Origin of the sequence: Pseudomonas sp. MH9.3, assembly GCF_034354675.1 — a bacterium.
Classification (GTDB): Bacteria; Pseudomonadota; Gammaproteobacteria; order Pseudomonadales; family Pseudomonadaceae; genus Aquipseudomonas.
In genome coordinates, this window is the sequence record NZ_CP133785.1 from 797,983 (window position 1) to 823,916 (window position 25,934).

Sequence of the window (25,934 nt, forward strand, 5' to 3'; positions counted from 1 at the left end):
ACCACATCACGGCGCCGAGTCTTCGTCTACGGTGGGTTCCTGCGGCTGGGGTTGTGCCTGGGCCTGCCCCCACTCGGTGTCCTGCTTCTTCATCAGCGCAAACCAGTGCTGGCGCATGAAGGTCAGGTAGCGCTCGGGGGCCTTGGCAAAGTCTTTCTCATCGCCATAGCACCCCGGCAACGGCAGTTCGGTGCCCTGCTCCTTGTACTGGCTGACCAGCGCCTGTTGCGCAGCCACGCTGCAGTCGGTGGGCAAGGGCATGCCGCGCAACGCGCCGAGCTCTTCGTCCCACCACGCGGCGCCGTAACGGTCGACACCGCGCAGCCGGTACTTCTGGGACTTGCCCACATGCATGATCAGCTTGAATTGATTGGGGCTGACGTCGCTGGCGCAGGTCAGCGAATAGCCCACGGTGGCCTGGGTGCTGCCGTCTCCCGCGAGGTCGGTGACCCTGGTGGCCGCCATGTCGAAACGCAGCGCCGCATCGAATTCGCAGCGTTGCACGTCGTCGTAGAGCATCCACATGCGCCTGGGGCGGTCACCATCGATCAGGTACTGGGCCGCGTAGACGAATGCAGACTGACTGCCATCGTCGTCCCGCTCGCTGATTTGCTCGGCGAGCACCAGCAGGTTCTTGCCCTGGCGATCGTCCCAGGTGAACGCCGCCACCTGCTTGCCGCGCACTTCGACGCCGTCCGGTACCTGACTGACAGGCGTGAGCGCCACCCCTTCATCGGCCCGCACCGTACCGACACAGGCCACGGTCATCATTAAACCGATCAACGCAGGCCGCAATTGGCCGCGCAAAAGCTGCACGCTATTCATCCGACTACCCTGGCACGAGATGGCTTACTTTACCGGCACTTGAGGCGTAATGCAGAGAAGATTGTTGAATAAAATCCGCTGGCTAATCGCAGACGACGGAGTCGCGCGCGATGTGCAGTTGCCTGTCCCCCTTTTTCCGGCCAAATCTCGCCTGCAGGCCCCTGACTGCTTAGCTGAACCCTAGCTGTCTACCTGTCAAATAAACGAGTTTTTCATCAGGCTTTCATATCTGTTCAACATTTTTGCGCTTAATCTTGAACACAGTACTTCACAGCAAACCGCGCTACACAGGCTAACCTGTTGATAATGTTCCAGCTTTGATACCGCTCAGTTACCCGCGGTCTGCAGGTTCGCCCCCTGATTGCTGCTGTTTTCACGCTTCAAGTTGCGCTAACCCCGAGGTCATGAATCTTTGAAACCCTACCCTATTCATTGCGTGTCGATCGTTATTCCGGTCTACAACGAACAAGAGAGCCTGCCTGAACTGTTGCGTCGCACCACTGCCGCCTGCAAGCAACTGGCCTACGAATACGAAATCATCCTGGTGGATGACGGTAGCCGCGACAACTCGGCCCAGATGCTCGAAGACGCTGCGAACGAAGACGGCAGCAACATCGTGGCAGTGATCCTCAACCGCAACTACGGCCAGCATGCCGCGATCATGGCCGGTTTCGAGCAATGCCGGGGCGAGGTGGTGATCACCCTCGACGCCGACCTGCAGAACCCGCCGGAAGAGATCCCGCGCCTGGTCGAGCAGGCCGCCCTTGGCTACGACGTGGTCGCCACCGTGCGCAACAATCGCCAGGACTCGGCCTTTCGCCGCTGGCCTTCGCGCCTGATCAACCTCGCCGTGCAGCGTTCCACCGGCGTGGCCATGACTGACTACGGCTGCATGCTGCGCGCCTACCGCCGCACCATCGTCGACGCCATGCTCGCCTGCCGCGAGCGCAGCACCTTCATTCCAATCCTGGCCAACGGCTTTGCCCGCCACACCACGGAAATCCTGGTGCACCACGCCGAGCGTGAACACGGCGAATCCAAATACAGCGCCATGCGCCTGGTCAGCCTGATGTTCGACCTGCTCACCTGCATGACCACCACGCCACTGCGCCTGCTCTCCATTGTCGGTTTCAGCCTGGCGGCGCTGGGCGTGCTGTTCGCCTTCGCGTTGGTCATCCTGCGCCTGGCCTTCGGTGCACAGTGGGCCGGTGACGGCATGTTCGTGCTGTTCGCGGTGCTGTTCGTGTTCACCGGCGGCCAGTTCATCGGCATGGGTTTGCTGGGTGAATACCTGGGACGCATGTACAGCGATGTGCGCGCCCGCCCCCGTTTCTTTATCGAAAAAGTGCTGCGCAACCAACCGGCAGCACCTGCACCCGTGGTCGTCGTCGACGGCCTGGTGTCTTCCCATACCTCCACTTCTTCCGATCAGGTTCAGTCATGAGTTCAAAAGCTGTTGTATTCGCGTACCACGATATTGGCTGTGCAGGCATCGAAGCCCTGCTCGCTACGGGTTACGACATTGCTGCCGTGTTCACCCATGCCGATGATCCCAAGGAAAACAATTTCTACGGCTCCGTCGCGCAACTGTGCGCACGCAATGGCATCCCGGTACACGCTCCGGAAGACGCCAACCACCCGCTGTGGGTCGAACGCATCGCCAAGCTGAACCCGGATTACATCTTCTCTTTCTACTACCGCAACCTGTTGAGCGAAGCCCTGCTGGCCACCGCCAAAAATGGCGCGTTCAACCTGCACGGCTCGCTGCTGCCCAAATACCGTGGCCGCGCCCCGGCCAACTGGGTGCTGGTCAATGGCGAAACCGAAACCGGCGTGACCCTGCACCGCATGGTCAAGCGTGCCGATGCCGGCGCCATCCTCGCCCAGCAAAAAGTCACGATCGACCGCAGCGATACCGGCCTGACCCTGCACGCCAAATTGCGTGACGCGGCCACCAGCCTGCTGCGCGACGCCCTGCCGCAGCTGGCCCAGGGCAAGCTGACCGAAACCGCCCAGGACGAAAGCCAGGCCACCTGCTTCGGTCGCCGTACCGCTGCCGATGGCAAGCTGGACTGGAAAAAGCCGGCTGAGCAGCTGTTCAACCTGGTGCGCGCGGTGACTCAACCCTACCCGGGCGCCTTCTGCGCCGTGGGCGAGCACAAACTGATCGTATGGCAGGCCGAGGTGGTCAAGGGCAACGAAGGCCTGGCGCCGGGCCGCGTGATCAGCGTCAACCCGCTGCGCATCGCCTGCGGTGAAGACTCCCTGGTGATCAAGTTCGGCCAGCGCAACGCCACCGGCCTGTACCTGGCCGGCCCTTCCCTGGCCGATGAACTGGGCCTGGTGGACGGCTCCGTGCTGCGCGGCGCCGAATCCGGCCGCAAGCCACGCCGTACACGTGTGCTGATCCTGGGGGTCAACGGCTTTATCGGTAACCACCTGTCCGAGCGCCTGCTGCGTGATGACCGCTACGAAGTCTATGGCCTGGACATCGGCTCCGACGCCATCGAGCGCCTGCGCAGCCACCCCAATTTCCATTACGTGGAAGGTGATATCAGCATCCACACCGAGTGGATCGAATACCACATCAAGAAATGCGACGTGGTGCTGCCGCTGGTGGCCATCGCCACGCCCATTGAATACACCCGCAACCCGCTGCGCGTGTTCGAGCTCGACTTCGAGGAAAACCTCAAGTTGGTGCGCTACTGCGTCAAATACAACAAGCGCGTGATCTTCCCGTCGACCTCCGAAGTCTATGGCATGTGCCAGGACCAGTACTTTGACGAAGACACCTCCAACCTGGTGGTCGGCCCGGTCAACAAGCAGCGCTGGATCTACTCGGTGTCCAAGCAACTGCTCGACCGCGTGATCTGGGCCTACGGCGACAAAGGCCTGAAATTCACCCTGTTCCGTCCATTCAACTGGATGGGCCCGCGCCTGGACCGTCTGGACTCGGCGCGTATCGGTAGCTCCCGGGCGATCACCCAGTTGATCCTGAACCTGGTGGAAGGCACGCCGATCCGCCTGTTCGACGGTGGCGAGCAGAAGCGCTGCTTCACTGATATCGCCGACGGCATCGAAGCCCTGGCGCGCATCATCGATAACGACAACGGTGTCTGCGACGGCCAGATCATCAACATCGGCAACCCGGAAAACGAAGCCAGCATCCGCCAGTTGGGCGAAGAACTGCTGCGTCAGTTCGAAGCCCACCCACTGCGTGGCAACTTCCCGCCGTTCGCCGGTTTCCGCGACGTCGAGAGCAAGGCGTTCTACGGCACCGGTTACCAGGACGTGGCACACCGCAAGCCGAGCATCGACAACGCCAAGCGCCTGCTGAACTGGACGCCGACCGTGGAGATGAGCGAAACCATCGGCAACACGCTGGACTTCTTCCTGCGCGAAGCCATGCTCGAAATCGCGGACAAAAAGTAATGAAGGCAGGCTTGCGCATCGACGTCGACACCTACCGTGGCACCCGTGAAGGTGTGCCGCGGCTGCTCGAATCCCTGAACGAAGCCGGGGTTAAAGCGACGTTCTTCTTCAGCGTCGGGCCGGACAACATGGGGCGCCACCTGTGGCGCCTGATCCGTCCGCAGTTCCTGTGGAAGATGCTGCGTTCCAACGCTGCCGGCCTGTATGGCTGGGATATTTTGCTGGCCGGCACCGCCTGGCCGGGCAAACCGATCGGCCGCGACCTGGGGCACCTGATGCGCCAGGCCAAGGCGGCGGGCCACGAAGTCGGCCTGCACGCCTGGGACCACCACGGCTGGCAGGCCAACACCGGACGCTGGAGCGAAGCACAACTGATCGAACAGATTCGCCGTGGCGTCGCCACCCTGAGCGACATCCTGGGTGAACGCATCGACTGTTCAGCGGCCGCCGGTTGGCGTGCCGATGAGCGCGTGGTGCAAGCCAAGCAAGGGTTCAACTTTCGCTACAACAGCGATTGCCGGGGTACCAGCCTGTTTCGGCCGACATTGGCCGACGGCAGCGCGGGTACGCCACAAATTCCGGTAGACCTGCCGACCTTCGACGAAGTCGTCGGGCCGGTGGTGGCTGCCAAAGACTTCAACGGCTTCATTCTTGACCGCTTTGAGGCGGCCAAGCTCAACGTCTACACGATCCACGCAGAAGTAGAAGGGATTCTGATGGCCAATGATTTTCGCCAGTTGCTCGCCCAGGCAGGGCAGCGCGGCATCGAGTTCGCGCCACTGGGTGAGCTGTTGCCCACCGACATCGACACCCTCCCCCGGCAGCAACTGGTACGCGGCGCCTTGAGCGGCCGCGAAGGCTGGCTTGGAGTGCAGCAGGCATGATTCGGCGTTGGGCGCTGCCCCTGTTGTTGCTGGCCTTCGGCGCGTTTTACCTGCTGCCATTGGCCACCCATGGCCTGTGGATTCCGGATGAGTCGCGTTATGCGCAGATCAGCCAGGAAATGCTGCTGACCGGCAAATGGGCCGCGCCGCACTTCATGGGCATCCGCTATTTCGAAAAACCTGCCGCCGGTTACTGGATGATCGCGTTCGGCCAGGCGATCTTCGGGCAGAACCTGTTCGGCGTACGGTTTGCCTCGGCCCTGAGCACCGGCCTGAGCATCCTCCTGGTGTACGCCGTGTCGCGCCGCTTGTGGGATGACCGTCAGAAAAGCCTGATCAGCACCGTGCTGTACATGAGCTTCGTCAGCGTGGCGGCGCTGGGCGGTTATGCCAACCTCGACCCGCAGTTCACCTTCTGGGTCAACCTCACCGGCGTTGCGCTGTGGTTTTGCTTGGACAGCAGCACCCGGCGTGGCCGCCTGTGGGCGTGGGCCCTGCTCGGGTTCGCCTGCGGCATGGGCTTCTTGACCAAAGGCTTTCTGGCGTGGCTGCTGCCGGTGTTGATTGCCTTGCCTTATATGGTCATGCAAAAGCGTGTGGGTGAACTGATGCGTCATGGGCTGATCGCGGTGGCGGTTGCCACGGCGGTCAGCCTGCCATGGGCGCTGGCCGTACACCTGCAGGAGCCGGACTACTGGCACTTCTTCTTCTGGCACGAGCATATCCAACGCTTTGCCGGCGAAGATGCCCAGCACGCCGAGCCGTTCTGGTATTACCTGCCGCTGCTGGCCGCCTTTTCGCTGCCGTGGCTGGGCCTGCTGCCGGCCACCTTCAAGCAGGCCTGGCTGGACAAGCGCTCGCCGAAAATCACCTATCTGTTGCTGTGGCTGCTGATGCCCCTGGCCTTCTTCAGCCTGGCCAAAGGCAAGCTGCCGTCCTACATCATGCCGTGCCTGCTGCCCCTGGCCTTGCTGATGGGCCATGTGCTGGCCGACACACTGGCCCAAGGCCGCACCCGTGCCTTGCGCATCAACGGTTGGCTGAACCTGATTCTCGGTGTCGTGGCGCTGCTGGCGCTGGCCTGGGTGCAACTGAAAAAACCGCTGTATGAACCCGGCCAGGAAACCTTCAGCCTGGTGCTGGTGTGTGTCTGCCTGTTCGGCTGGGTCATCGCCAACCTGCTGCAGGCCATGCGCCCGTTGACGCTGTGGGCGGCACCGCTGATCGGCAGCGGCTTGCTGGTTGCCCTCGCCCCGGCCGCGCTGCCCCATTCGGTGGTTTACAACAAGACCCCGGATCAATTCATCCTTGATCACCTGCAAGCGCTGCAACCCGCCACCGCGCTGCTGAGCAACGACCTGGGCGCCGCGTCGGCCCTGGCCTGGCGCCTGCAACGCGCTGACGTGACCCTTTACAACGCCATCGGCGAAGTGAAATACGGCCTCGCCTACCCGGATGCCGGCCATCACATGGTGGACACCCACCAGATTCAGCAATGGATGATCGAGGCGCGCAAGCAGGGTCCGGTCGGCGTGGTGATGCGGGTCAAGGGCGATGACGAGATTGCCGAAGTCAATCTGTTGCCCCAGGACGGCAAACGGTACGAGCAAGGCAACATCGTAATCCTCATCTTCGCCCAGGTGGCACCGTGATCACCCTGTTGCTGTTACTCGCCGCCTGCCTGCTCACCTGCATGGGCCAGGTCTCGCAGAAATTTGCCGTGGAAAGCTGGCGCCACCTGCCCGCGGGCTGGGCGCTGAAACTGCGCTCGCCGTGGTTGTGGTCGGCGCTGCTGTGCCTGGGGTTTGGCCTGCTGGTGTGGCTGCTGGTGTTGCAGCGCCTGGAAGTCGGGATTGCCTACCCGATGCTCAGCCTGAACTTTGTGCTGGTCACGTTGATGGCGCGGTTCGTGTTCCATGAACCCGTCGACGGCCGTCACTGGCTGGGCGTGGCGCTGGTGATTGCCGGCGTTGTGTTGCTGGGGCGCCAGGTATGAGCCGCGTACGGGGTTTCGCCCTGGCCATGGGCAGCGTCGGCCTGGTCAGCGCCGCACAGCTGGGCATGCGCTGGAGCATGACGCGCCTGCCGCTGCCCCATGAGTGGCTGAGTGCACCGATTGATCCAAGTGCGCTGGGCGTGGTGATCCTCGCGATCCTCGCCTACGCGCTGTCGATGCTCTGCTGGCTGGGTGCGCTCAAACACCTGCCGCTGGGCCGTGCCTATTCATTACTGAGCATCAGCTACGCGCTGGTGTACCTGCTGGCTGCCAGCCTGCCGGTGTTCAACGAATATTTTTCGCTTTCAAAAACCCTGGGGGTGGCGTTTGTCATCCTCGGTGTGTTGGTTATCAACTCCCGCCGTGCTAGCGCAGCAAGTCCCAGGAATGCCTCATGAAAATCAGTGTATTTGGTAGTGGTTACGTCGGTCTGGTGCAGGCCACCGTATTAGCCGAAGTCGGTCACGATGTCATCTGCATGGACGTGGATCAAAACAAGGTCAAGCTGTTGCAGCAGGGCCATGTGAGCATTTTCGAGCCGGGTCTTGCGGCCATGGTCAAGGAGAACCTGGAGAGCGGTCGCCTGCACTTCACCTTTGATGAAAAACTGGCGGTCGAACACGGCGAAGTGCTGTTTATCGCCGTGGGCACGCCGTCGGACGAAGACGGCTCGGCTGACCTCAAATACGTGCTGTCGGTGGGTGATGCCGTGGCCCGCCATCGTGTGGCCCCGGTGATTCTGGTGGAAAAATCCACCGTGCCCGTCGGCACCGGTGACACCTTGCGCGCGCACATTGAAAAAGCCCTGCGCGTGGCCGGCCGTCACCTGGAGTTCGATATCGTCTCCAACCCTGAGTTTCTCAAGGAAGGCTCGGCCGTTGCCGACTGCCGCCGCCCGGACCGCATCATCATCGGCTGCGAGCGTGAAGAAGTGCGCGAGGTGATGCGCGACCTGTACGCGCCCTTCAACCGCAACCATGACCGCATCATCTTCATGGACCTGCGCAGCGCCGAGCTGACCAAGTACGCCGCCAACTGCATGCTGGCCACCAAGATCAGCTTCATCAACCAGATCGCCGAGCTGGCCGAACACCTGGGCGCCGACATCGAAGCCGTGCGCCTGGGCATCGGTGCCGACTCGCGCATCGGTTACCACTTCATTTACCCGGGCTGCGGTTACGGCGGTTCGTGTTTCCCCAAGGACATGCGCGCTTTGATCCACAGCGCCAGGCAGGCCAACTGCTCCAGCGACCTGCTGGAGGCGGTGGAAGCGATCAACCAGCGCCAGAAGAGCAAGCTGTTCGAGCGCATCAACGCGTTCTTCAAGGGCAATCTGCGCGGCAAGACCTTCGCCCTCTGGGGCCTGGCCTTCAAGCCCAACACCGACGACATGCGCGACGCCCCCAGCCGCGTGCTGATGGAAGCCCTGTGGGCCGCCGGCGCCAACGTGCGCGCCTTCGACCCCGAAGCCATGCAGGAAACCCAGCGCCTCTACGCCGATGAAGAGCGCCTGATGCTGATGGGCACCCCGGAATCCACGCTGGTGGGCGCTGACGCGCTGATCGTCTGCACCGAATGGCAGCAGTTCAAGGCGCCGGATTTCGACCTGATCCACCAGCGCCTGAAAACCCCGGTGATCTTCGATGGCCGCAACCTGTATGACGGCGAGCGCCTGGCGCGCAAAGGCTTCCAGTATTTCCCGATGGGCCGTGGCGACTCCTGCACGCTGCCGATACCGCAGCAGCAATGGTTGCCCCAGGTTGTGGAAGCCTGATACGTGAACAAAGCGCAACCCTCCCCGCTCACTGCAACGCTGCGCCGCCAATCCCTGGGTCTGGGGTTGCTGGCGCTGTTGCTGTTTGTCGTCGGTAACTGGCATCAGGCAATCATCGGTTTTGACTCGCGTTTCGTGGTGTTTGCCCAGGAGATGCTGCGCCATGGGCCGAGCTTTTTCCCCACCACTTACGGGCAGCCCTACGCCGACTACCTGGCGACGTCCACCCTGCTGACCTGGGTGTTGTCGTTGCCGTTTGGCCAGGTCACCAGCTTTACGGCCTGGCTGCCCACCTCCATGGCGTCGGCGCTGATCGTTACCCTGGTATATCGCCTGACGGCGCCCTACTCCACGCGCTGGGGCCTGCTGAGCGTGGCAATGCTGTTGCTCAGCAGTACCTTCATTACCGAGACCCGCGCGGTATCCCTCGACCAGATGCTCGCCGCCGTGGCATTGGCGGTGTTCTACCTGGGTTACGCCCATGATCATTTCGGCGCGGCCAGGCGCGTGCACTGGCTGTTCCTGCTGCTGATCATCGGCTTCGCCATTCGCGGGCCCATCGGGCTGGTGATTCCTGTCGGCGTGCTGTGCAGCTACTACCTGCTCAATCGCCAATGGCGCCCGTTGTTCAGCTTCGGCCTGCTGGCCCTGGCGTTGCTGGCGGCGTGTATGGGCCTGTTGCTGCTGCTGGCCAAGCTCAGTGGCGGCGAAGTGTTCATGCAGGACGTGATCCGCATGCAATTTCTGGGACGCATGGACGGCAGCGAAGGCTCGAGCGGCGTGCTGTATTACTTCACCAGTTCGCTGGGCAACTATGCCCTCGCCTACCCGCTGGCGGTGCTGGTGCTGCTGGCGGTGCTCGCCGGCGGGCGCCGCCCCGCGGACCCGGCGTTACAACTGGTGCTGTACTGCGCGGCGGCCGGTGTGCTGGTGATGCTGGGGCTGTCGGTGCCACAGGCGAAAAAGGCGCGCTACATCCTGCCGATGCTGCCGATGGCGGCGATCATAGCGGCCTACCCGTTCCAGGTCAGCCAGGGACGCTTGTTCGCCGGATTGCGCGCTTTGATGCTGGGCATCTGGACGCTGTCGCCGGCACTTCTGGCGATCGGGCTGATGGTTGCGCGGCGGCGTTATCCGCAGCAGCTGGACAGCCTTGGGCTGATGTTTGCCGTGCTCGCGGTGCTGCAACTGCTGGCATTGCTTTCGTTGCTGAAGCCGCGATGGCGCGCGCTGGGGCCGGCGTTGGCGGCCGTGCTTGCGATCTGGTCGACTTACATCGTGGTGGTCGAGCCTCTCGAGCGCGCGGTCTACGACACCCGCGCTTTCAGCCTTGCGGTCAAGGCGCGGATCCAGCAGGAGCCTGCCCCGTTGGTGCTGCACGGCCTGGGCAAGGATGCGAAAGCCATCAAGTTCATGGTCGGCTATGGCTGCGACAAGGTGCCCCTGTTCACCCGGACGTCCAGAGACCTGGCACCGCTGCAAGGGCCGGCATGGCTGGTGATGAGTGCCCAGGACTTCGCCCGCCTGGAAGACCCGCGCCTGCATGACCTCACACCGACCCTCACCGGAACCTTTGACAAGGATGCCTACGTGCTGCTGCATCTGGAGAAGGCTTCGCCGCCTTGAGCGCAGTGTTGACCGATTTGTAGGACGTGACGCCCGCTCTTTCAGGAGCGGGCGTTTTTCGTCACAAGCACCCGGAAACACCCTACACATCTATGCGTAAAGACCGATTAACTCTGCCTTTCGGCGCCCCCACCCCGTCGGTAAACTCGCTTGCCAGTGCGTTAACTATCTACCACCCGACGCACACTGCATAACAACAAGGACGCTGTCGGCCAGCCTCATCACGGCCGCCTACTGCATAAAAGAGGGCAATGCCGTGTCGGATGATTTTTTGCTTGTTGCCGTGCCGAGGCTGGATGGATTGATGGAACTTCGCGATGCCGTGGTGGCGCTGAACGGGCCGCTGGCGGAGGACCCGGCGGTGCAGGAAAACCTGCACCGTCAGCTGTTCAACGAGGAACGCAGGACCCGCGTGCTGGGGCGCATCAGTGCGGTGTCAGCACAAGACACCCGGCAAATTCCCTTTGGCTGATGGCCTTGACTCCAGTTTTATTGCATTCAACCTGCATTAATATGCATTGGACCCGCCCATTCAACGGCGGCACACTGCGCAGGTTCCTTCCCCCAATTGTTGGAACTTGCGAGGGCTTTTCCGGGAAACCAGGCAAGCCCTTTTTTTTGCCCGCTGTTCATGGATTCGTACAATGTTCGCTCGCTGGTTACCCGCAGCCATCAATACCCGACCCGCCGAATGGAGCCGTGCCGCCATCGGCATGGCCCTGGGCACCCTGTTCAGCGTGTGGCTGTGCGCTCAGGTATTTGGCATGGACGTAGCGCTGCACCTGCTGGGGCCGCTGGGTGCGTCGGCAGTGTTGCTGTTCGCGGTGTCATCCGGCGCACTGGCGCAGCCGTGGTCAATCATCGGGGGTTACCTGTGTGCGACGGTCGTTGCGCTGCTGGTGGCCCGGGTCCTGGGGCGCACCCTGGGCAGCGTGTGTCTGGCGGCAGGCATGACGGTAATCCTGATGTGCTGGCTGCGCTGCCTGCACCCACCGGCCGGGGGGCTGGCGATGACCCTGGTGCTGGCCGATCCTGCGTCCGCCACCCTTGGCTGGCACGAACTGTTCGCCGTGATGCTCGGCGCCGGCGCATTGCTGACCTGTGCACTGGCCTACAACAATGCCACCCGCCTCCGCTATCCAAAGGCAGCCGATAGGTCACCCGAGGCCGTCATGGGCAGCCAACCGCCGATGACTGACCCGGCGATCACCGCCGCCGACCTGAAGCGGGCCCTGGCTGAAATGGAACAGTTCTACGACATTGAACCGAGCGAGTTGGAGCAACTGGTTCATGCGGCCGAGGGCCATGCGCGCCGCCGCAGCATCGGCGAAGTCCTGGCCCGTCGCGTGGCATGAGCATGGCTGCATAAATGCAGGAAGCACCTGCATGTTTGAAGGTTGTACTGCGCAAATTTGCACTGGTAGGATCGTGAGCAGGTTCGTTCGCGAACATCTTGATAAAGACAATAAAAAGCAGGGAGTTAGAGATGACTGCTCAGGTTTCCGCCGAGGCAAGCCACGTCGACACGCACACCACGGATGTTCTGGCCGAAGTCCGCAACCATATCGGCCACCTTACCCTCAACCGCCCGGCCGGCTTGAACGCTCTCACGCTGGACATGGTGCGCAGCCTCAACCGCCACTTGCAGGCCTGGGCCGATGACCCGCAGGTGTATGCGGTGGTGCTGCGCGGCGCCGGCGAAAAAGCCTTCTGCGCCGGCGGCGATATCCGCTCCCTGTACGACAGCTTCAAGGCCGGCGATACCCTGCACGAGGACTTTTTCGTCGAAGAGTACGCGCTGGACCTGGCGATCCACCATTACCGCAAACCCGTACTGGCCCTGATGGATGGCTTCGTGCTGGGCGGCGGCATGGGGCTGGTGCAAGGCGCTGACCTGCGGGTGGTCACCGAGCGCAGCCGACTGGCCATGCCGGAGGTGGCCATCGGTTACTTCCCCGACGTGGGCGGCAGTTACTTCCTGCCGCGCATTCCCGGTGAGTTGGGGATTTACCTGGGCGTTACCGGCGTGCAGATTCGTGCGGCCGATGCACTCTATTGCGGCCTGGCCGACTGGTACCTGGAGAGCGAGCGGCTGACCGACCTGGATCAGAAGCTGGACGACCTGCGCTGGCACGGCGCCCCGCTCAAGGATCTGCAGGGCGTGCTGGCCAGACTGGCCGTGCAGCAACTGCCCGATGCACCGCTGGCCGGGTTGCGCCGGGCTATCGACCACTTCTTTGCCTTGCCGGATGTGCCGAGCATGGTCGAACAGCTGCAGCAGGTCACGGTCGCCGACAGCCATGAATGGGCGATCACCACCGCCAGCCTGATGCAGACCCGCTCGCCGCTTGCCATGGCGGTGACCCTGGAAATGCTGCGTCGCGGCCGCCGCCTGCCGCTGGAGCAATGTTTCGCCCTGGAGCTGCACCTGGACCGCCAGTGGTTCGAGCACGGCGACCTCATCGAAGGCGTGCGCGCGTTGATCATCGACAAGGACAAGGCGCCTCGCTGGAACCCGCCGTCCCTCCACGCGCTGCACGCCGCCCACGTTGAACGCTTCTTTCGCGACTTCAAGCAGGTTGGGAGATAAGTCATGCAAGATATTGAATACACGGAAGATCAGGTAATGTTTCGCGACATGGCACGCGACTTTGCGCGCCATGAGATCGCCCCGCATGCCCAGGCGTGGGAAAAAGCCGGCTGGATCGATGACGCCCTGGTCGCGAAGATGGGCGAACTGGGCCTGCTGGGCATGGTGGTCCCCGAGGAATGGGGCGGCGCCTATGTCGATTACGTGGCTTATGCCTTGGCGGTGGAGGAGATTTCCGCCGGGGATGGCGCTACTGGTGCGTTGATGAGTATCCATAATTCAGTAGGTTGCGGGCCAATCCTCAACTACGGCTCACTGGAGCAAAAGCAAACCTGGCTGGCGAAACTTGCCAGCGGCCAGGCGATTGGCTGTTTCTGCCTGACCGAGCCCCAGGCCGGTTCCGAAGCGCACAACCTGCGCACCCGCGCCGAACTGCGCGACGGTCAGTGGGTGATCAACGGCGCCAAGCAATTTGTCAGTAACGGCAAGCGCGCGCAGCTGGCGATCGTGTTTGCGGTGACCGACCCCGATCTCGGCAAGAAAGGCATCTCGGCGTTCCTGGTGCCCACTGACACCCCGGGGTACATGGTCGACCGTACCGAACACAAAATGGGCATCCGCGCGTCCGACACCTGCGCCGTCACCTTCACGGCCTGCACGGTGCCTGAGGCCAACTTGCTGGGCGAGCGCGGCAAGGGTCTCGCGATTGCGCTGTCGAACCTGGAAGGCGGCCGCATCGGCATTGCCGCCCAGGCCCTCGGTATTGCCCGTGCAGCGTTCGAAGCGGCGCTGGTGTATGCCCGTGACCGCACGCAGTTCGACAAGCCGATCATCGAGCACCAGAGCGTGGCCAACCTGCTGGCCGACATGCAGACCCGCCTTAATGCGGCCCGATTGCTGATCCTGCACGCCGCGCGCCTGCGCAGTGCCGGCAAACCGTGCCTGTCGGAAGCCTCGCAAGCCAAGCTGTTTGCCTCGGAAATGGCCGAGAAGGTGTGTTCGTCTGCGCTGCAGATTCATGGCGGGTACGGGTACCTGGAGGACTACCCGGTGGAGCGCTACTACCGGGACGCGCGGATCACGCAGATTTACGAGGGCACCAGTGAGATTCAACGGATGGTGATTGCCAGAGAGTTGAAAAACTATCCGCTCTGACTGATGCAACACTAAGCTGCGGGAGGGAGCTTGCTCCCTCTTATCAAACACCCAATAACCTTTTGACTTTAAAACCTGAAGTCTCAGGCAGCCACATTCCTCTGTGGCGAGCAGGCTTGTCCTGCGTTGGGCTGCGCAGCAGCCCCAAAACCAGACGCTGAGCCGTATCAGGTACACCGCGTTTTGCTCGATTGGGGGCGCTTCGCACCCCAACGCGGGGCAAGCCCGCTCGCCACAATAAGCCCACAAGCGCAGATTCCCTGTGGCGAGCAGGCTTGTCCTGCGTTGGGCTGCGCAGCAGCCCCAAAACCAGACGCTGAGCCGTATCAGGTACACCGCGTTTTGCTTGATTGGGGGCGCTTCGCACCCCAACGCGGGGCAAGCCCGCTCGCCACAGAAGCTCCATTCGGCGCAGCTATCTTTAGCGTCGGGCAGATCGGTTACTTGTCCTTGAATTCAGGCGCGCGCTTGGCCACGAAGGCGGCCATGCCTTCCTTTTGATCCTGGGTGGCAAAGGCTGCGTGGAACACTCGACGCTCGAAGCGCACACCTTCCGACAGGCTGACTTCAAAGGCGCGGTTCACGCTCTCCTTGACCATCATGCTGATCGGTACCGACTTGCCGGCAATCAGGGTCGCGACTTTAAGCGCTTCGTCGAGCAGTTCATCGGCCGGCACGATGCGCGCGACGATGCCGCAACGCTCCGCTTCCACCGCATCGATAAAGCGCCCGGTCAGGCACATCTCCATGGCCTTCGCCTTGCCCACGGCGCGGGTCAGGCGCTGAGTGCCGCCCATGCCCGGCAGCACGCCGAGGTTGATTTCCGGCTGACCGAATTTGGCGCCGTCACCGGCCAGGATAAAGTCGCACATCAGCGCCAGTTCACAGCCGCCACCCAGGGCGAAGCCGTTGACCGCTGCGATGATCGGCTTGCGGCGATTGGCCACGCGGTCGCTGTCACTGAACAGATCGTCAAGGTAGATCTGCGGGTAGGTCAGCTCGGCCATTTCCTTGATGTCGGCGCCGGCGGCGAAGGCTTTTTTCGAACCGGTCAGTACGATGCAACCGATTTGCGGATTGGCTTCCAGGCCGTCCAACGCCTGGTTCAGCTCGCTGACCAACTGCGCATTCAGCGCGTTCAGCGCCTGCGGGCGATTGAGGGTAATCAGCCCGACACGGCCCTGCACGTCGAGCAAAATGGTTTCGTAGCTCATGGATTGGCTCCTTAGAGATTGCGTGAGATGACCATGCGTTGAATATCGCTGGTGCCTTCGTAAATCTGGCAGACCCGCACATCGCGGTAGATCCGCTCCAGAGGAAAGTCGCTCAGGTAACCGTAACCGCCCAGGGTTTGCAAGGCGGCCGAGCAGACTTTCTCGGCCATTTCCGAGGCGAACAGCTTGGCCATGGAGGCCTCCACCAACGCCGGCTTGCCGCTGTCGCGCAGCGCAGCCGCGTAATGCACCATCTGCCGCGCCACCGCTATCTGCGTGGCCATGTCGGCCAGGCGAAACGCCACGGCCTGGTGCTCGATCAGCGCCTTGCCGAAGCTCTCGCGCTCACGCGCATAGTCACGCGCCGCCTCGAACGCCGCGCGGGCCATGCCCACCGCTTGCGACGCAATGCCCACACGGCCGCCTTCCAGGTTGGCCAGGGCGATCCGGTAACCCTCGCCCTCCTCGCCCAACCGATTGGCCACTGGCACCCTCAGGTCTTCAAACAGGATCTGGCACGTATCGGAAGCATGCTGGCCAAGTTTGTCCTCGACCCGCGCCACGCTGTACCCCGGCGAATCCGTCGGCACGATAAACGCACTGATGCCGCGCTTGCCCGCGGTCGGGTCGGTGACGGCGAACACAATCACCACCCCGGCGTTTTTCCCCGAGGTGATGAATTGCTTGCAGCCGTTGAGCACATAGTGATCGCCGTCGCGGCGCGCGCGGGTTTTCAGGCTGCTCGCGTCGGAGCCGGCCTGGGGCTCGGTGAGGGCGAAGGCGCCGAGCATGGCGCCACTGGCCAGGGGCGCGAGGAACTGCGCTTTCTGTTGCTCGCTGCCGAACGTGAGGATCGGCACGCAGCCCACCGAGTTGTGCACGCTCATGATGGTCGAGCAGGCGCCATCGCCGGCGGCGATTTCCTCCAGGGCCATGGCATAAGCGAGATAGCCGGTGTCGCAGCCGCCCCACTGTTCCGGCACCAGCATGCCGAAAAAGCCCAGCTCGGCCATTTCGCCGATGGCCTCTTTGGGGAAGCGGTGGTCGCGGTCCCACTCGGCGGCAAACGGCTTGAGCCGCTCCTGGGCAAATTGCCGGGCGGCTTCACTGATTTGCAGCTGTTCGTCATTGGGCAGCATGGTGCTCATTCCTTAATACAGGCATTCGACGGCCATGGCCGTGGCTTCACCGCCGCCGATGCAGATGGTCGAGCAGGCGCCATCGCCGGCGGCGATTTCCTCCAGGGCCATGGCATAAGCGAGATAGCCGGTGTCGCAGCCGCCCCACTGTTCCGGCACCAGCATGCCGAAAAAGCCCAGCTCGGCCATTTCGCCGATGGCCTCTTTGGGGAAGCGGTGGTCGCGGTCCCACTCGGCGGCAAACGGCTTGAGCCGCTCCTGGGCAAATTGCCGGGCGGCTTCACTGATTTGCAGCTGTTCGTCATTGGGCAGCATGGTGCTCATTCCTTAATACAGGCATTCGACGGCCATGGCCGTGGCTTCACCGCCGCCGATGCAGATGGCGGCCACACCGCGCTTGAGGCCTTGCTGGCGCAGCGCCGAAAGCAACGTCACCAGGATCCGCGCGCCGGAGGCGCCAATCGGGTGGCCAAGGGCGCAGGCACCGCCGTGGATATTCACTTTGCCGTGGGGAATCTGCAGCGTGCTCATGGTGACCAAACTGACCACGGCAAACGCTTCGTTGATCTCGAACAGGTCGACTTCGTCGAGGTTCCAGCCGGTCTTGCTCATCAGCTTACGAATCGCCCCTACCGGCGCCACCGGAAACAGCCCTGGTTCATCGGCGAACGCCGCATGGCCATGGATGACTGCCAGAGGCTTGAGCCCGCGCTTGTCAGCTTCGGATTGGCGCATCAGCAGCAAGGCCGCCGCGCCGTCGGAAATCGAGCTGGAGTTGGCTGCAGTCACAGTGCCGCCTTCGCGGAACGCCGGTTTCAGGCTGGCTATCTTGTCCAGTCGGGCCTTGGGCGGCTGCTCGTCATGCAGGATGGTTTGCTGCTCCTTGCCCACGGTGACCTGCACCGGGACGATCTCGGCGGCAAAACTGCCGTGGCTGATCGCTTCCTGTGCGCGGGTCAGGGAGGCAATGGCAAAGGCGTCCTGGGCTTCGCGGGTAAAGCCGTTATGCAGGGCGCAGTCTTCGGCGAATGTGCCCATCAGCCGGCCCTTGTCGTACGCATCTTCCAGGCCGTCGAGGAACATGTGGTCAAGCACCTTGCCGTGGCCCATGCGGTAGCCGCTGCGGGCGCGGTCGAGCAGGTACGGCGCGTTGGACATGCTTTCCATGCCGCCGGCAATCACCACCTCGGCGCTGCCGGCGAGCAAGGCATCGTGCGCCAGGATCGCTGCCTGCATGCCCGAACCGCACATCTTGTTCAGGGTGGTGCAGCGGGTGCCCTTGTCCAGGCCGGCGCCCAGCGCGGCCTGACGTGCCGGCGCCTGGCCAAGCCCCGCCGGCAGCACGCAGCCGAACAGCACTTCGTCGACGCCGTCTGCGGCAATCCCGGCGCGTTCGAGTGCCCCACGAATCGCGGCGGCGCCCAGTTGCGGCGCGGTCAAGCCCTTGAGGTCGCCCTGGAACCCGCCCATGGGCGTGCGCGCGGCGCTGACAATAACAATCGGATCGTTCATGAGACCTCCTTAGCGGGCTGCCATGCGCAAGGCGCCGTCCAGACGGATCACCTCGCCGTTGAGCATGCTGTTTTCAATGATGTGCCGCACCAGCGCAGCGTACTCGGCAGGTTTGCCCAGGCGCGGCGGAAACGGCACGCCGGCGGCCAGGGCATCACGCACCTCGGGGGTCATGCCGGCCATCATCGGCGTTTCGAAGATGCCGGGGGCGATGGTCATCACGCGGATCCCGAAACGCGCCAACTCACGGGCGGCCGGCAATGTGAGGCTGGCGATGGCGCCTTTGGACGCGGCATACGCCGCCTGGCCGATCTGCCCGTCGAAGGCGGCGACCGAGGCGGTATTGATGATCACCCCGCGCTCGCCGTCGGCATTGGCGTCGCTGTCGGCCATCGCCGCCGCCGCCAGACGCAGCAGGTTGAAGCTGCCGATCAGGTTGACGTTGACCACCTGGGCAAAGCTCGCCAGGCCGTGAGGACCGTCCTTGCCAAGGATTTTCTCGCCGCGCACCACACCGGCGCAGTTGACCAGCCCATGCAGGCCGCCAAACGCGTCGACCGCCGCCTGCACGGCCGCCTGGGCGGCAGCTTCCTGACTGATATCGGCCACGGCGCTGCGTGCACGCTCGCCCAGCTGTTCGGCCTTGGCGGCGACGGCTTGGGCGTTCATGTCCACCAGCATCACTTTCGCACCCGCCGCCACCAGCATGTCGGCCGTGGCCGAGCCGAGGCCCGAGGCACCGCCGCTGACCAGAAACACCTTGTTTTCAATCTGCATCATGGTTTCCTTGAAAAGTGGATCACGCCACGGCCGCCTGGGCCTTGGCGATCTCTTGATTACGCAGGATGAAGCGTTGCAGCTTGCCGCTCGGGGTCTTGGGCAAGTCGCTGACAAATTCGATTTCCCGTGGGTACGCATGGGCCGCCAGGCGCTTGCGCACATGCAGGCGCAGCTCTTCGGCCAGTTCCGGGGTGGCGCGGTACTGCTCGTTGAGCACCACAAACGCCTTCACCAACTCGGTGCGCTCCGGGCACGGCTTGCCGACCACGGCCGCTTCGACCACTGCCGGGTGCTCCACCAGGGCGCTTTCCACGTCGAACGGGCCGACGCGGTAGCCGGACGTGGTGATCACATCGTCACTGCGCCCGACAAAACTGATGCTGCCGTCCGGGTTCAGCTCTACGGTGTCGCCGCTCAGGTAGTACTTGCCGACGGACGCTTTGGTGTTTACGCCGTCGTAACCGGCAAACCAGCACATCGGCGATTGTTCGCGGTCGATGGCCAGGATGCCCGGCTGGCCGGCCGGCAACTCCCGGCAGTCATCGTCCAGCACCACGATACGGTGGCCCGGCGAAGCGAAGCCGGCCGAGCCCACGTGCACCGGATGCGTCAGCCCGTGATGGTTGCACAGCACCATGCCCAGTTCGGTCTGGCCGTAATGGTCGTGGATGGTCACGCCCAGGTTGTCGGCGAACCAGCGGATCACTTCCGGGTTCAGCGGCTCGCCGGCGCTGCTGACGATGCGCAGCCGGCCCTTGATCGATTCGGCGAACTGCTTGCCGCCGGCAATCAGCAAACGGTAGGCCGTGGGCGAGCCGGTGAGGTTGGTGATGCCGTACTTGTTGATCACCCGGCAGGTGCTTTCGAGGGTGAACGGTCCATCGTAGAAGGTGATTGGGTGGCCCATGGACAGCGGCCCGGTCACGCCGAAATAGATGCCGTAGGCCCAGCCCGGGTCGGCGACATTCCAGAAGGCGTCTTCGGGCCGCAAGTCCACGGCGTCACGGGTGTAGCTCTGGAACGCGACGATGGCCTTGAGCGGCACCGACAGTGCCTTGGAGGGGCCGGTGGTGCCCGAGGTAAACATCAGCAGGAACGGCTCGTCCGCGCCCAGCATCACCGGCTCGCAATGATTGGCGTGATTGGGCAGCTCGGCCCAGAAACTGAAGTCGCCCCGCACCAGGCCTTCGCCTTTGGGGCCGGTGACCGTGACGATGGTCGGGCAAGCGTCGACGTCAGCGAGTTTGGGTCGGTTGACCGCGTCGGTGACCACCAGCGCCGCGCCGGAACTGTTCAAGCGATGCTCGATGGCCTTGGGGCCAAAGGCGGTAAATAACGGTTGGTAGACCGCGCCGATGCGCCAGGTGGCAAGCACCACCACCAGCAGTTCGGCGGTGCGTGGCAGCAGGCCCGCGACTTTGTCGCCGCGCCGTACGCCCTGAGCCAGGAGGAAATTGGCGAAGCGGGCCGCCTGATCCTGCAGGTCGCTGAAAGTCACCGTGGCGCTGCGCCCGTCCCGGCCCTCCCAGAACAGCGCGATGCGCCCCGGCAGCACGTGGCGGTCACAGCATTCCACGCAGGCGTTGAGGGCCTGCAGGTTGCCGGCCAGCGCCGCGTCAACGGTACGCGGGTAATCGAACTCGGTGATCGCAGACAGGTAGTCACGCATCGCTTCAAATCCCTCTGTGTTTTTATTTTCAGGGCGTCAACAGCAGAAATAGTGGCGTCAGAGTGTTGCAGCGGCAATGGTCAAAGCCTTCAAGATAGTTGACTGGTTTGGCCATTGCGCGCGGGAGCGGACACAGGTTTGACACCTGCCGTGGTCTGGTCGAAGCTGACGGCCTTGTAACAGTCGCTCACGTTTTCTGGACGCCCGCATGTCAAAGTCACGCCGTTACTCCATTGTCGGCCTGTGCGCCCTGCTGTTTATTGTAGTGATCACCTGGTATTTCTCCCGATCCACCCCGACGGCGGTGCCGCCTGCGATTGCCCATGGATATGCCAAGGCGCTGCGGCAGGCACACAACGGCGAACCGGGCGCGGCGCGGGTGCTGTACCAGCAATTGGGCCGCCCGGACCTGTCGCCGGAACGCCGCGCCGCCCTGCATGCCGAACTGCCCAACTACCCCAGCCCCCAGGCATTGAAACTGGCCGATAAAGACCTGCTTGACGACTCGCCCGTGGTACGCGAAGCGGCCATTCACAGCATTGTCGGCCTGGTGCCCACCGGCCAGCGCACCCTGCTGCTCGGGCCGGCGCTGGACGACCCGGAGCAGGAGGTTCGTTTTGCCGCCGCCAATGCCTTGCTCGGCCTCTCGCCGGACACGTTGGGCCTGTACTTCGGCCCGTTGCAGCAAGTGCTCGATGAGTTCGTGAAAAAGCTCAAGGCCGAGCCCGAAACCGCCGAGGGCTGGATTCAACTGGCGCGCCTGTACATTCACAGTGCCCTGCTGCCGGATGCGCAAAATGCGCTGGAGCAGGCAATACGTCTGCAGCCGGACAACCTGCAAGCCGTGGTTGCGCAGATTGAACTGCTGGACAAACAGGGCAAGACCGACGAGTCCCGCCAATTGCTCGGGCGCCAACTGGCGGCGCACCCGGAATCGGCCTATTTGCAGCATGCGCTCGGCATGTGGTTGCTGCACCACGGCGAGCGGCCTTATGCACTGCTCGGCCTGTCCAGAGCGATCGAACTGGAGCCGGACAATCAGGATTACCGCTACGACCTCGCCACCACCCTGCACGCCCAGGACGAACTGGAAGCGGCCCAGCGCCAGCTGGAAGAAATCATCCAGCGCCACCCGGCCAACCGCAAGGCGCGGGTGCTGCTGGTCAACTACTGGAAAGAGAGCGGGCAGTTGCAGAACGTGCAGATATTGCTCGCGCAGCTTGAGCAACAGAACCCCGACGACCCCGCGTTGCAGCAAGGCCTGTAAAAAACCTCGCAGCAAACGGACCTGCTGTGTCGAGCGGGCTTGCCCTAATGCCAATCAGTTAAGCGCAGATTCCCTGTGGCGAGCAGGCTTGTCCTGCGTTGGGCTGCGCAGCAGCCCCAAAGACAGGCGCTGAGCCGTATCAGGTACACCGCGTTTTGCTCGATTGGGGGCGCTTCGCACCCCAACGCGGGGCAAGCCCGCTCGCCACGACAAGCCCGATCGCCACAACAGGTCCCGTTTGCCACAACACAACAAGCCCGCTCGCCACATTAAGGACCTGCTTTGCACCGTTAGACCTGCTTCACACAGCAACCGAGAGTCGCCCACAGCACATAATCGCAAGTTCGCGGAACGGCTACAGGCCGCTACGGTCAAGAGATTATGGCGTGCCAAGCGGGCACGCCCTCTATCTGTACGTGACCTGAGGGCACTTCTTGTCTACATCCAACGAGCTGTTCAGTGAAAAGGCGGCCATCGGCATTGAAGGTCTTGATGACATTCTTTGCGGCGGGCTATCGCGCAGCCACCTGTTCCTGCTGGAAGGCGAACCTGGCACCGGCAAGACCACCGTAGCCCTGCACTTTTTGCAGGCGGGCGCCAAAAACGGCGAGCGATCGCTGTACATCACGCTGTCGGAAACCGAGCGTGAATTGCGCCAGGGTGCCAAGTCCCACGGCTGGGACCTGGATGACAATATTCATATCTTCGAGCTCACCCCGCCCGAAAGCCTGCTCAACGCCAACCATCAGCAGAGCCTGCTGTACTCCTCCGACCTGGAACTGGGTGAAGCCACCCGGCAGATCTTTGAGGTCGTCGAGCGGGTCAAGCCGAGCCGCGTGGTGATCGACTCGCTGTCGGAAATTCGCCTGCTGGCCCAAAGCTCGTTGCGCTATCGCCGGCAGATTCTGGCGATCAAGCACTACTTCGTGCGCTACGACGCCACCGTGCTGCTACTGGACGACCTCACCACCGAATCCCTGGACAAGACCGTGCACAGCGTGGCCCACGGCGTGATTCGCCTGGAGGAGCTGACGCCCAGCTACGGCGCCGAGCGCCGCCGCGTGCGCGTGGTGAAGTACCGGGGTCAGAAATACCGTGGCGGTTTTCACGATTTCACCATCATGCAGGACGGCATCCACGTGTTCCCGCGTCTGGTGGCCGCCGAGCACCGTGGCGGTTACGTACGAGAGACGCTGAGCAGCGGCATTCCTGAACTGGATGCGCTGATGGGCGGCGGTGTCGAGACCGGTTCCAGCAGCCTGATCCTTGGCCCGGCCGGTACCGGCAAATCGCTGATTTCGATGGTCTTCGCCGCCGCCGCAGTGGCGCGTGGCGAAAAAGCCGCGCTGTTCATCTTCGATGAAGAGCTGGGCCTGCTGTTTGAACGCATGAAAAACATGGGCATTGACCTGGCCGCCTTGCAAGCGACCGGCAACCTGTTGATCGAACAGGTAGATGCCGCCGAACTGTCGCCTGGCGAGTTTTCGCACCGGGTGCGCCGTTGCGTCGACGAGCGCGGCATCAAGACCGTGGTCATCGACAGCATCAACGGCTATCAGGCCGCGATGCCGGAAGAGAACGCGCTGATCCTGCACATGCATGAATTGCTGCTGTACCTCAACCGCCGAGGCGCGGCGACCTTCATGACGGTTGCCCAGCACGGGCTGGTCGGCGATATGCAGACACCCGTGGACATCACCTATTTGGCCGACACCGTAATTTTGCTGCGCTACTTCGAGGCACTGGGCAAGGTCCGCCGCGCGATTTCGATCATCAAGAAACGCACCGGCGCCCATGAATCGTCGATTCGTGAGTACCGCATCAGCGGGCGCGGGCTGACCGTGGGTGAGCCCCTCGACAACTTCCAGGGCGTATTGCGCGGTATCCCTACCTACATGGGCGCGGGCTCTCCCCTGCTCAAGGAAGAGGGCCAGTGACCAGTCTTTCCCCTGTCTCCGAGCGGGCAATCATCCTGGCCCCCGTCGGCCGTGACAGCTCACTGGCGCTGATGATGCTCAACGAAGCCGGTTACAGTGGCATCGTCGCCGCCAACCTGGGCGCCTTGTGCGAGGCACTTGAACAAGGCGCCGGCTTGCTGGTGATTGCGGCGGAAGCCCTGCGCGGCGTCGACCTCGAACCGTTGCTTGAATACCTGCATCAACAACCCGCCTGGTCGGACCTGCCGATCGTATTGATGACCCACCACGGCGGCACCGAACAAAACGGCTCATCGCACCTGAGCGGCCTGTTGGGTAACGTGACCTTTCTGGAACGGCCGTTTCATCCGGTCACGCTGATCAGCCTGGTGAGCGCCGCACTGCGCGGCCGCCGCCGCCAATACGAAGCCCGTGACCGCCTGATTGACTTGAGCGAAAGCGAGCAGCGCCTGCAAAGCACCCTCGAAACCCTCGAACAGCAAGTCGAGGAGCGTACTGCACAACTGCGCAGCAACGAAGACGCGCTGCGCCAGTCGCAGAAAATGGAAGCGGTCGGCCAGTTGACCGGCGGCATTGCCCACGACTTCAACAACATGCTCACGGGCATCATCGGCAGCCTGGAATTACTGCGAAGGCGCATTGCACGGGGCAAGCTCGACGACCTCGATAGCCTGATCGACCTGGGCGTCACCTCGGCCAACCGCGCCGCCGGCTTGACCCACCGTTTGCTCGCCTTCTCCCGTCGCCAATCGCTGGATCCCAAGCCTGTGGAGATCAACCAACTGGTGAACTCGATGGGCGAGCTGCTGCAACGCAGCATCAATGAAAGCATCGCGCTTGACATGCGCCTCAGCGGCCCGCTCTGGACCGCCGAAGCCGACCCCAATCAACTGGAAAGCGCGCTGCTCAACCTGGTGCTCAACGCGCGCGATGCGATGCCGGGCGGCGGCCGCCTGACGGTCGAAACCGCCAACCGCCATCTGGACAGCGTGTTTACCGCCGCCTACGGCACCCTGCAGCCCGGCGATTACGTTGAATTAAGCGTCAGCGATACCGGCTGTGGCATCCCCGACAGCGTGATAGGCCGAGTGTTTGATCCTTTCTTCACGACCAAGCCGATCGGCCAGGGCACAGGCCTTGGCTTGTCGATGATCTACGGCTTTGCCCGCCAGTCTCGCGGGCATGTGACCATCCACAGTGAAGTGGGCAAAGGCACCACCGTCAGCCTGTTCCTGCCGCGCTTTGCCGGTGAGATCGCCGCGCAGGAGGCCACCAATCCGACGCTGCTGCCGTACGCCAATGCCGGCGAAACGGTGCTGATTGTCGAGGACGACCCCGCCGTACGCGTGTTGGTCAGCGCGGTGCTCAAAGAGTTGGGCTATGGATTCGTCGAGGCGGTGGACGCTGTCACGGCGGTGCCGATCATCGAGTCCGAGCAACGCATTGACCTGATGATCAGCGACGTCGGTCTGCCGGGCATGAATGGACGCCAGTTGGCTGAGATTGGCCGGCAGATCCGACCCGGGTTGAAGGTGCTGTTCATCACCGGGTATGCCGAGCATGCGGCGGTGCGTGGCGGGTTTCTCGACCCTGGGATGCAACTGATCACCAAGCCATTCACCTTTGACCTGTTGACCGCCAAGGTTCGGGAAATGATCCAGGCCTAGGGCTGCATGAAAGCAGCCCTAGGCTGTCAGGCCAGCAGCCGCTGGATATGCCCCTGCAGCGTATCCAGATCAAATGGCTTGGCCAGGATCGGCGCATTGCGTGTGATCGGGCTGTCACAGTCGAGGATTTCCTGCGGGTAGCCGCTGATAAAGATAACCTTCAATTCCGGCCGTACCCTCAGAGCTGGCTCGGCGATCTGCACCCCGGAGATGCCACCGGGCAGACGGTAGTCGGTGACCATCAGGTCCAGGTGCGGCTTGGTCGCGAGAATTTCAAACGCCTCTTTTCCGTTGACCGCCTTCAATACCCGATAACCCAGGCCTGCCAGGTATTCACCCAGCACAAACATAATGGATTCGTCGTCCTCGACGATCAGTACGACGTCTTGTGCATCTTCACTCATGGGAAGCCTATGTCCGGTCAATTGCTGCAATTACGACCATGGGGTCAAGCAGAGGTTGCGTTG

General features: G+C 62.9%; 23 protein-coding genes. 15 read left to right on the forward strand and 8 right to left on the reverse strand.

Annotated elements, in window-relative coordinates; translation table 11 throughout:
• Nucleotides 1-6: 6 nt before the first annotated feature.
• Complete coding sequence (locus tag RHM60_RS03050; protein WP_231421277.1) at nt 7-825, reverse strand: M949_RS01915 family surface polysaccharide biosynthesis protein; 819 nt, start codon at nt 823-825, stop codon at nt 7-9.
• Nucleotides 826-1,237: 412 nt separating this feature from the next.
• Here RHM60_RS03050 and arnC point away from each other — a divergent pair, with 412 nt between their 5' ends.
• From arnC to RHM60_RS03110, 12 genes are all read left to right on the forward strand, one after another.
• Nucleotides 1,238-2,269, forward strand: a complete 1,032-nt coding sequence (gene arnC, locus RHM60_RS03055; RefSeq protein ID WP_209981967.1) for an undecaprenyl-phosphate 4-deoxy-4-formamido-L-arabinose transferase — start codon at nt 1,238-1,240, stop codon at nt 2,267-2,269.
• Nucleotides 2,266-4,257 (forward strand): bifunctional UDP-4-amino-4-deoxy-L-arabinose formyltransferase/UDP-glucuronic acid oxidase ArnA, encoded by a 1,992-nt coding sequence (gene arnA, locus RHM60_RS03060; protein WP_322213563.1) that lies wholly within the window; start codon nt 2,266-2,268, stop codon nt 4,255-4,257. The genes arnC and arnA overlap by 4 nt, the downstream gene beginning before the upstream one ends.
• Nucleotides 4,257-5,141, forward strand: a complete 885-nt coding sequence (gene arnD, locus RHM60_RS03065; RefSeq protein ID WP_322213564.1) for a 4-deoxy-4-formamido-L-arabinose-phosphoundecaprenol deformylase — start codon at nt 4,257-4,259, stop codon at nt 5,139-5,141. The genes arnA and arnD overlap by 1 nt, the downstream gene beginning before the upstream one ends.
• Nucleotides 5,138-6,793, forward strand: a complete 1,656-nt coding sequence (gene arnT, locus RHM60_RS03070; protein ID WP_322213565.1) for a lipid IV(A) 4-amino-4-deoxy-L-arabinosyltransferase — start codon at nt 5,138-5,140, stop codon at nt 6,791-6,793. Before arnD ends, arnT begins: the two co-directional genes overlap by 4 nt.
• Nucleotides 6,790-7,137 (forward strand): 4-amino-4-deoxy-L-arabinose-phosphoundecaprenol flippase subunit ArnE, encoded by a 348-nt coding sequence (arnE, locus tag RHM60_RS03075; protein WP_209981973.1) that lies wholly within the window; start codon nt 6,790-6,792, stop codon nt 7,135-7,137. The genes arnT and arnE overlap by 4 nt, the downstream gene beginning before the upstream one ends.
• The gene (gene arnF / locus RHM60_RS03080; protein WP_231421283.1) at nt 7,134-7,535 is read left to right on the forward strand and encodes a 4-amino-4-deoxy-L-arabinose-phosphoundecaprenol flippase subunit ArnF; all 402 of its coding nucleotides are present in this window, start codon (nt 7,134-7,136) and stop codon (nt 7,533-7,535) included. Before arnE ends, arnF begins: the two co-directional genes overlap by 4 nt.
• Nucleotides 7,532-8,911: a UDP-glucose dehydrogenase family protein gene (locus tag RHM60_RS03085; protein ID WP_209981977.1), complete on the forward strand. Its 1,380-nt coding sequence runs from the start codon at nt 7,532-7,534 to the stop codon at nt 8,909-8,911. Before arnF ends, RHM60_RS03085 begins: the two co-directional genes overlap by 4 nt.
• A 3-nt stretch (nt 8,912-8,914) precedes the next feature.
• On the forward strand, nt 8,915-10,537 hold the full coding sequence (locus RHM60_RS03090; protein WP_322213567.1) for an ArnT family glycosyltransferase: 1,623 nt from the start codon (nt 8,915-8,917) through the stop codon (nt 10,535-10,537).
• Nucleotides 10,538-10,841: 304 nt separating this feature from the next.
• A complete protein-coding gene (locus tag RHM60_RS03095; RefSeq protein ID WP_209981982.1) occupies nt 10,842-11,009 on the forward strand; it encodes a hypothetical protein in 168 nt (55 codons plus the stop codon).
• Nucleotides 11,010-11,181: 172 nt separating this feature from the next.
• A complete protein-coding gene (locus RHM60_RS03100) occupies nt 11,182-11,892 on the forward strand; it encodes an HPP family protein (protein WP_322213569.1) in 711 nt (236 codons plus the stop codon).
• 131 nt (nt 11,893-12,023) lie between these two features.
• Nucleotides 12,024-13,127, forward strand: coding sequence for an enoyl-CoA hydratase/isomerase family protein (locus tag RHM60_RS03105; protein ID WP_322213570.1), 1,104 nt, complete (start codon nt 12,024-12,026; stop codon nt 13,125-13,127).
• 3 nt (nt 13,128-13,130) lie between these two features.
• Nucleotides 13,131-14,282, forward strand: coding sequence for an acyl-CoA dehydrogenase family protein (locus RHM60_RS03110; protein WP_322213571.1), 1,152 nt, complete (start codon nt 13,131-13,133; stop codon nt 14,280-14,282).
• 440 nt (nt 14,283-14,722) lie between these two features.
• Here the strand turns inward: RHM60_RS03110 and RHM60_RS03115 are convergent, their stop codons facing one another.
• From RHM60_RS03115 to RHM60_RS03140, 6 genes are read right to left on the reverse strand one after another with little or no spacing between them, the layout of a single operon-like run.
• A complete protein-coding gene (locus RHM60_RS03115) occupies nt 14,723-15,496 on the reverse strand; it encodes an enoyl-CoA hydratase (RefSeq protein WP_231421288.1) in 774 nt (257 codons plus the stop codon).
• A gap of 11 nt (nt 15,497-15,507) precedes the next feature.
• Nucleotides 15,508-16,635, reverse strand: a complete 1,128-nt coding sequence (locus tag RHM60_RS03120; RefSeq protein WP_322213573.1) for an acyl-CoA dehydrogenase — start codon at nt 16,633-16,635, stop codon at nt 15,508-15,510.
• Nucleotides 16,636-16,647: 12 nt separating this feature from the next.
• The gene (locus RHM60_RS03125; RefSeq protein ID WP_416195159.1) at nt 16,648-16,950 is read right to left on the reverse strand and encodes an acyl-CoA dehydrogenase family protein; all 303 of its coding nucleotides are present in this window, start codon (nt 16,948-16,950) and stop codon (nt 16,648-16,650) included.
• 12 nt (nt 16,951-16,962) lie between these two features.
• Nucleotides 16,963-18,147 carry an acetyl-CoA C-acyltransferase gene (locus RHM60_RS03130; RefSeq protein ID WP_322213574.1) on the reverse strand — a complete coding sequence of 395 codons (1,185 nt, stop codon included), beginning with the start codon at nt 18,145-18,147 and terminating at the stop codon, nt 16,963-16,965.
• A 9-nt stretch (nt 18,148-18,156) separates the two neighbouring features.
• Nucleotides 18,157-18,924: an SDR family NAD(P)-dependent oxidoreductase gene (locus RHM60_RS03135; protein WP_322214570.1), complete on the reverse strand. Its 768-nt coding sequence runs from the start codon at nt 18,922-18,924 to the stop codon at nt 18,157-18,159.
• 22 nt (nt 18,925-18,946) lie between these two features.
• Nucleotides 18,947-20,596, reverse strand: a complete 1,650-nt coding sequence (locus tag RHM60_RS03140; RefSeq protein WP_322213575.1) for an AMP-binding protein — start codon at nt 20,594-20,596, stop codon at nt 18,947-18,949.
• A gap of 208 nt (nt 20,597-20,804) precedes the next feature.
• On the opposite strand from RHM60_RS03140, the gene RHM60_RS03145 reads away from it, so the two are divergent.
• The 3 genes from RHM60_RS03145 (at nt 20,805) to RHM60_RS03155 (ending at nt 25,467) form a co-directional block, all read left to right on the forward strand.
• Nucleotides 20,805-21,863 (forward strand): tetratricopeptide repeat protein, encoded by a 1,059-nt coding sequence (locus RHM60_RS03145; protein WP_322213576.1) that lies wholly within the window; start codon nt 20,805-20,807, stop codon nt 21,861-21,863.
• A gap of 434 nt (nt 21,864-22,297) precedes the next feature.
• The gene (locus RHM60_RS03150) at nt 22,298-23,800 is read left to right on the forward strand and encodes an ATPase domain-containing protein (protein WP_322213577.1); all 1,503 of its coding nucleotides are present in this window, start codon (nt 22,298-22,300) and stop codon (nt 23,798-23,800) included.
• The gene (locus RHM60_RS03155) at nt 23,797-25,467 is read left to right on the forward strand and encodes an ATP-binding protein (protein WP_322213578.1); all 1,671 of its coding nucleotides are present in this window, start codon (nt 23,797-23,799) and stop codon (nt 25,465-25,467) included. The genes RHM60_RS03150 and RHM60_RS03155 overlap by 4 nt, the downstream gene beginning before the upstream one ends.
• A gap of 26 nt (nt 25,468-25,493) precedes the next feature.
• On the opposite strand, the gene RHM60_RS03160 is transcribed toward RHM60_RS03155, so the two are convergent.
• Nucleotides 25,494-25,871: a response regulator gene (locus RHM60_RS03160; RefSeq protein WP_322213579.1), complete on the reverse strand. Its 378-nt coding sequence runs from the start codon at nt 25,869-25,871 to the stop codon at nt 25,494-25,496.
• Between the last annotated feature and the right edge of the window lie 63 nt (nt 25,872-25,934).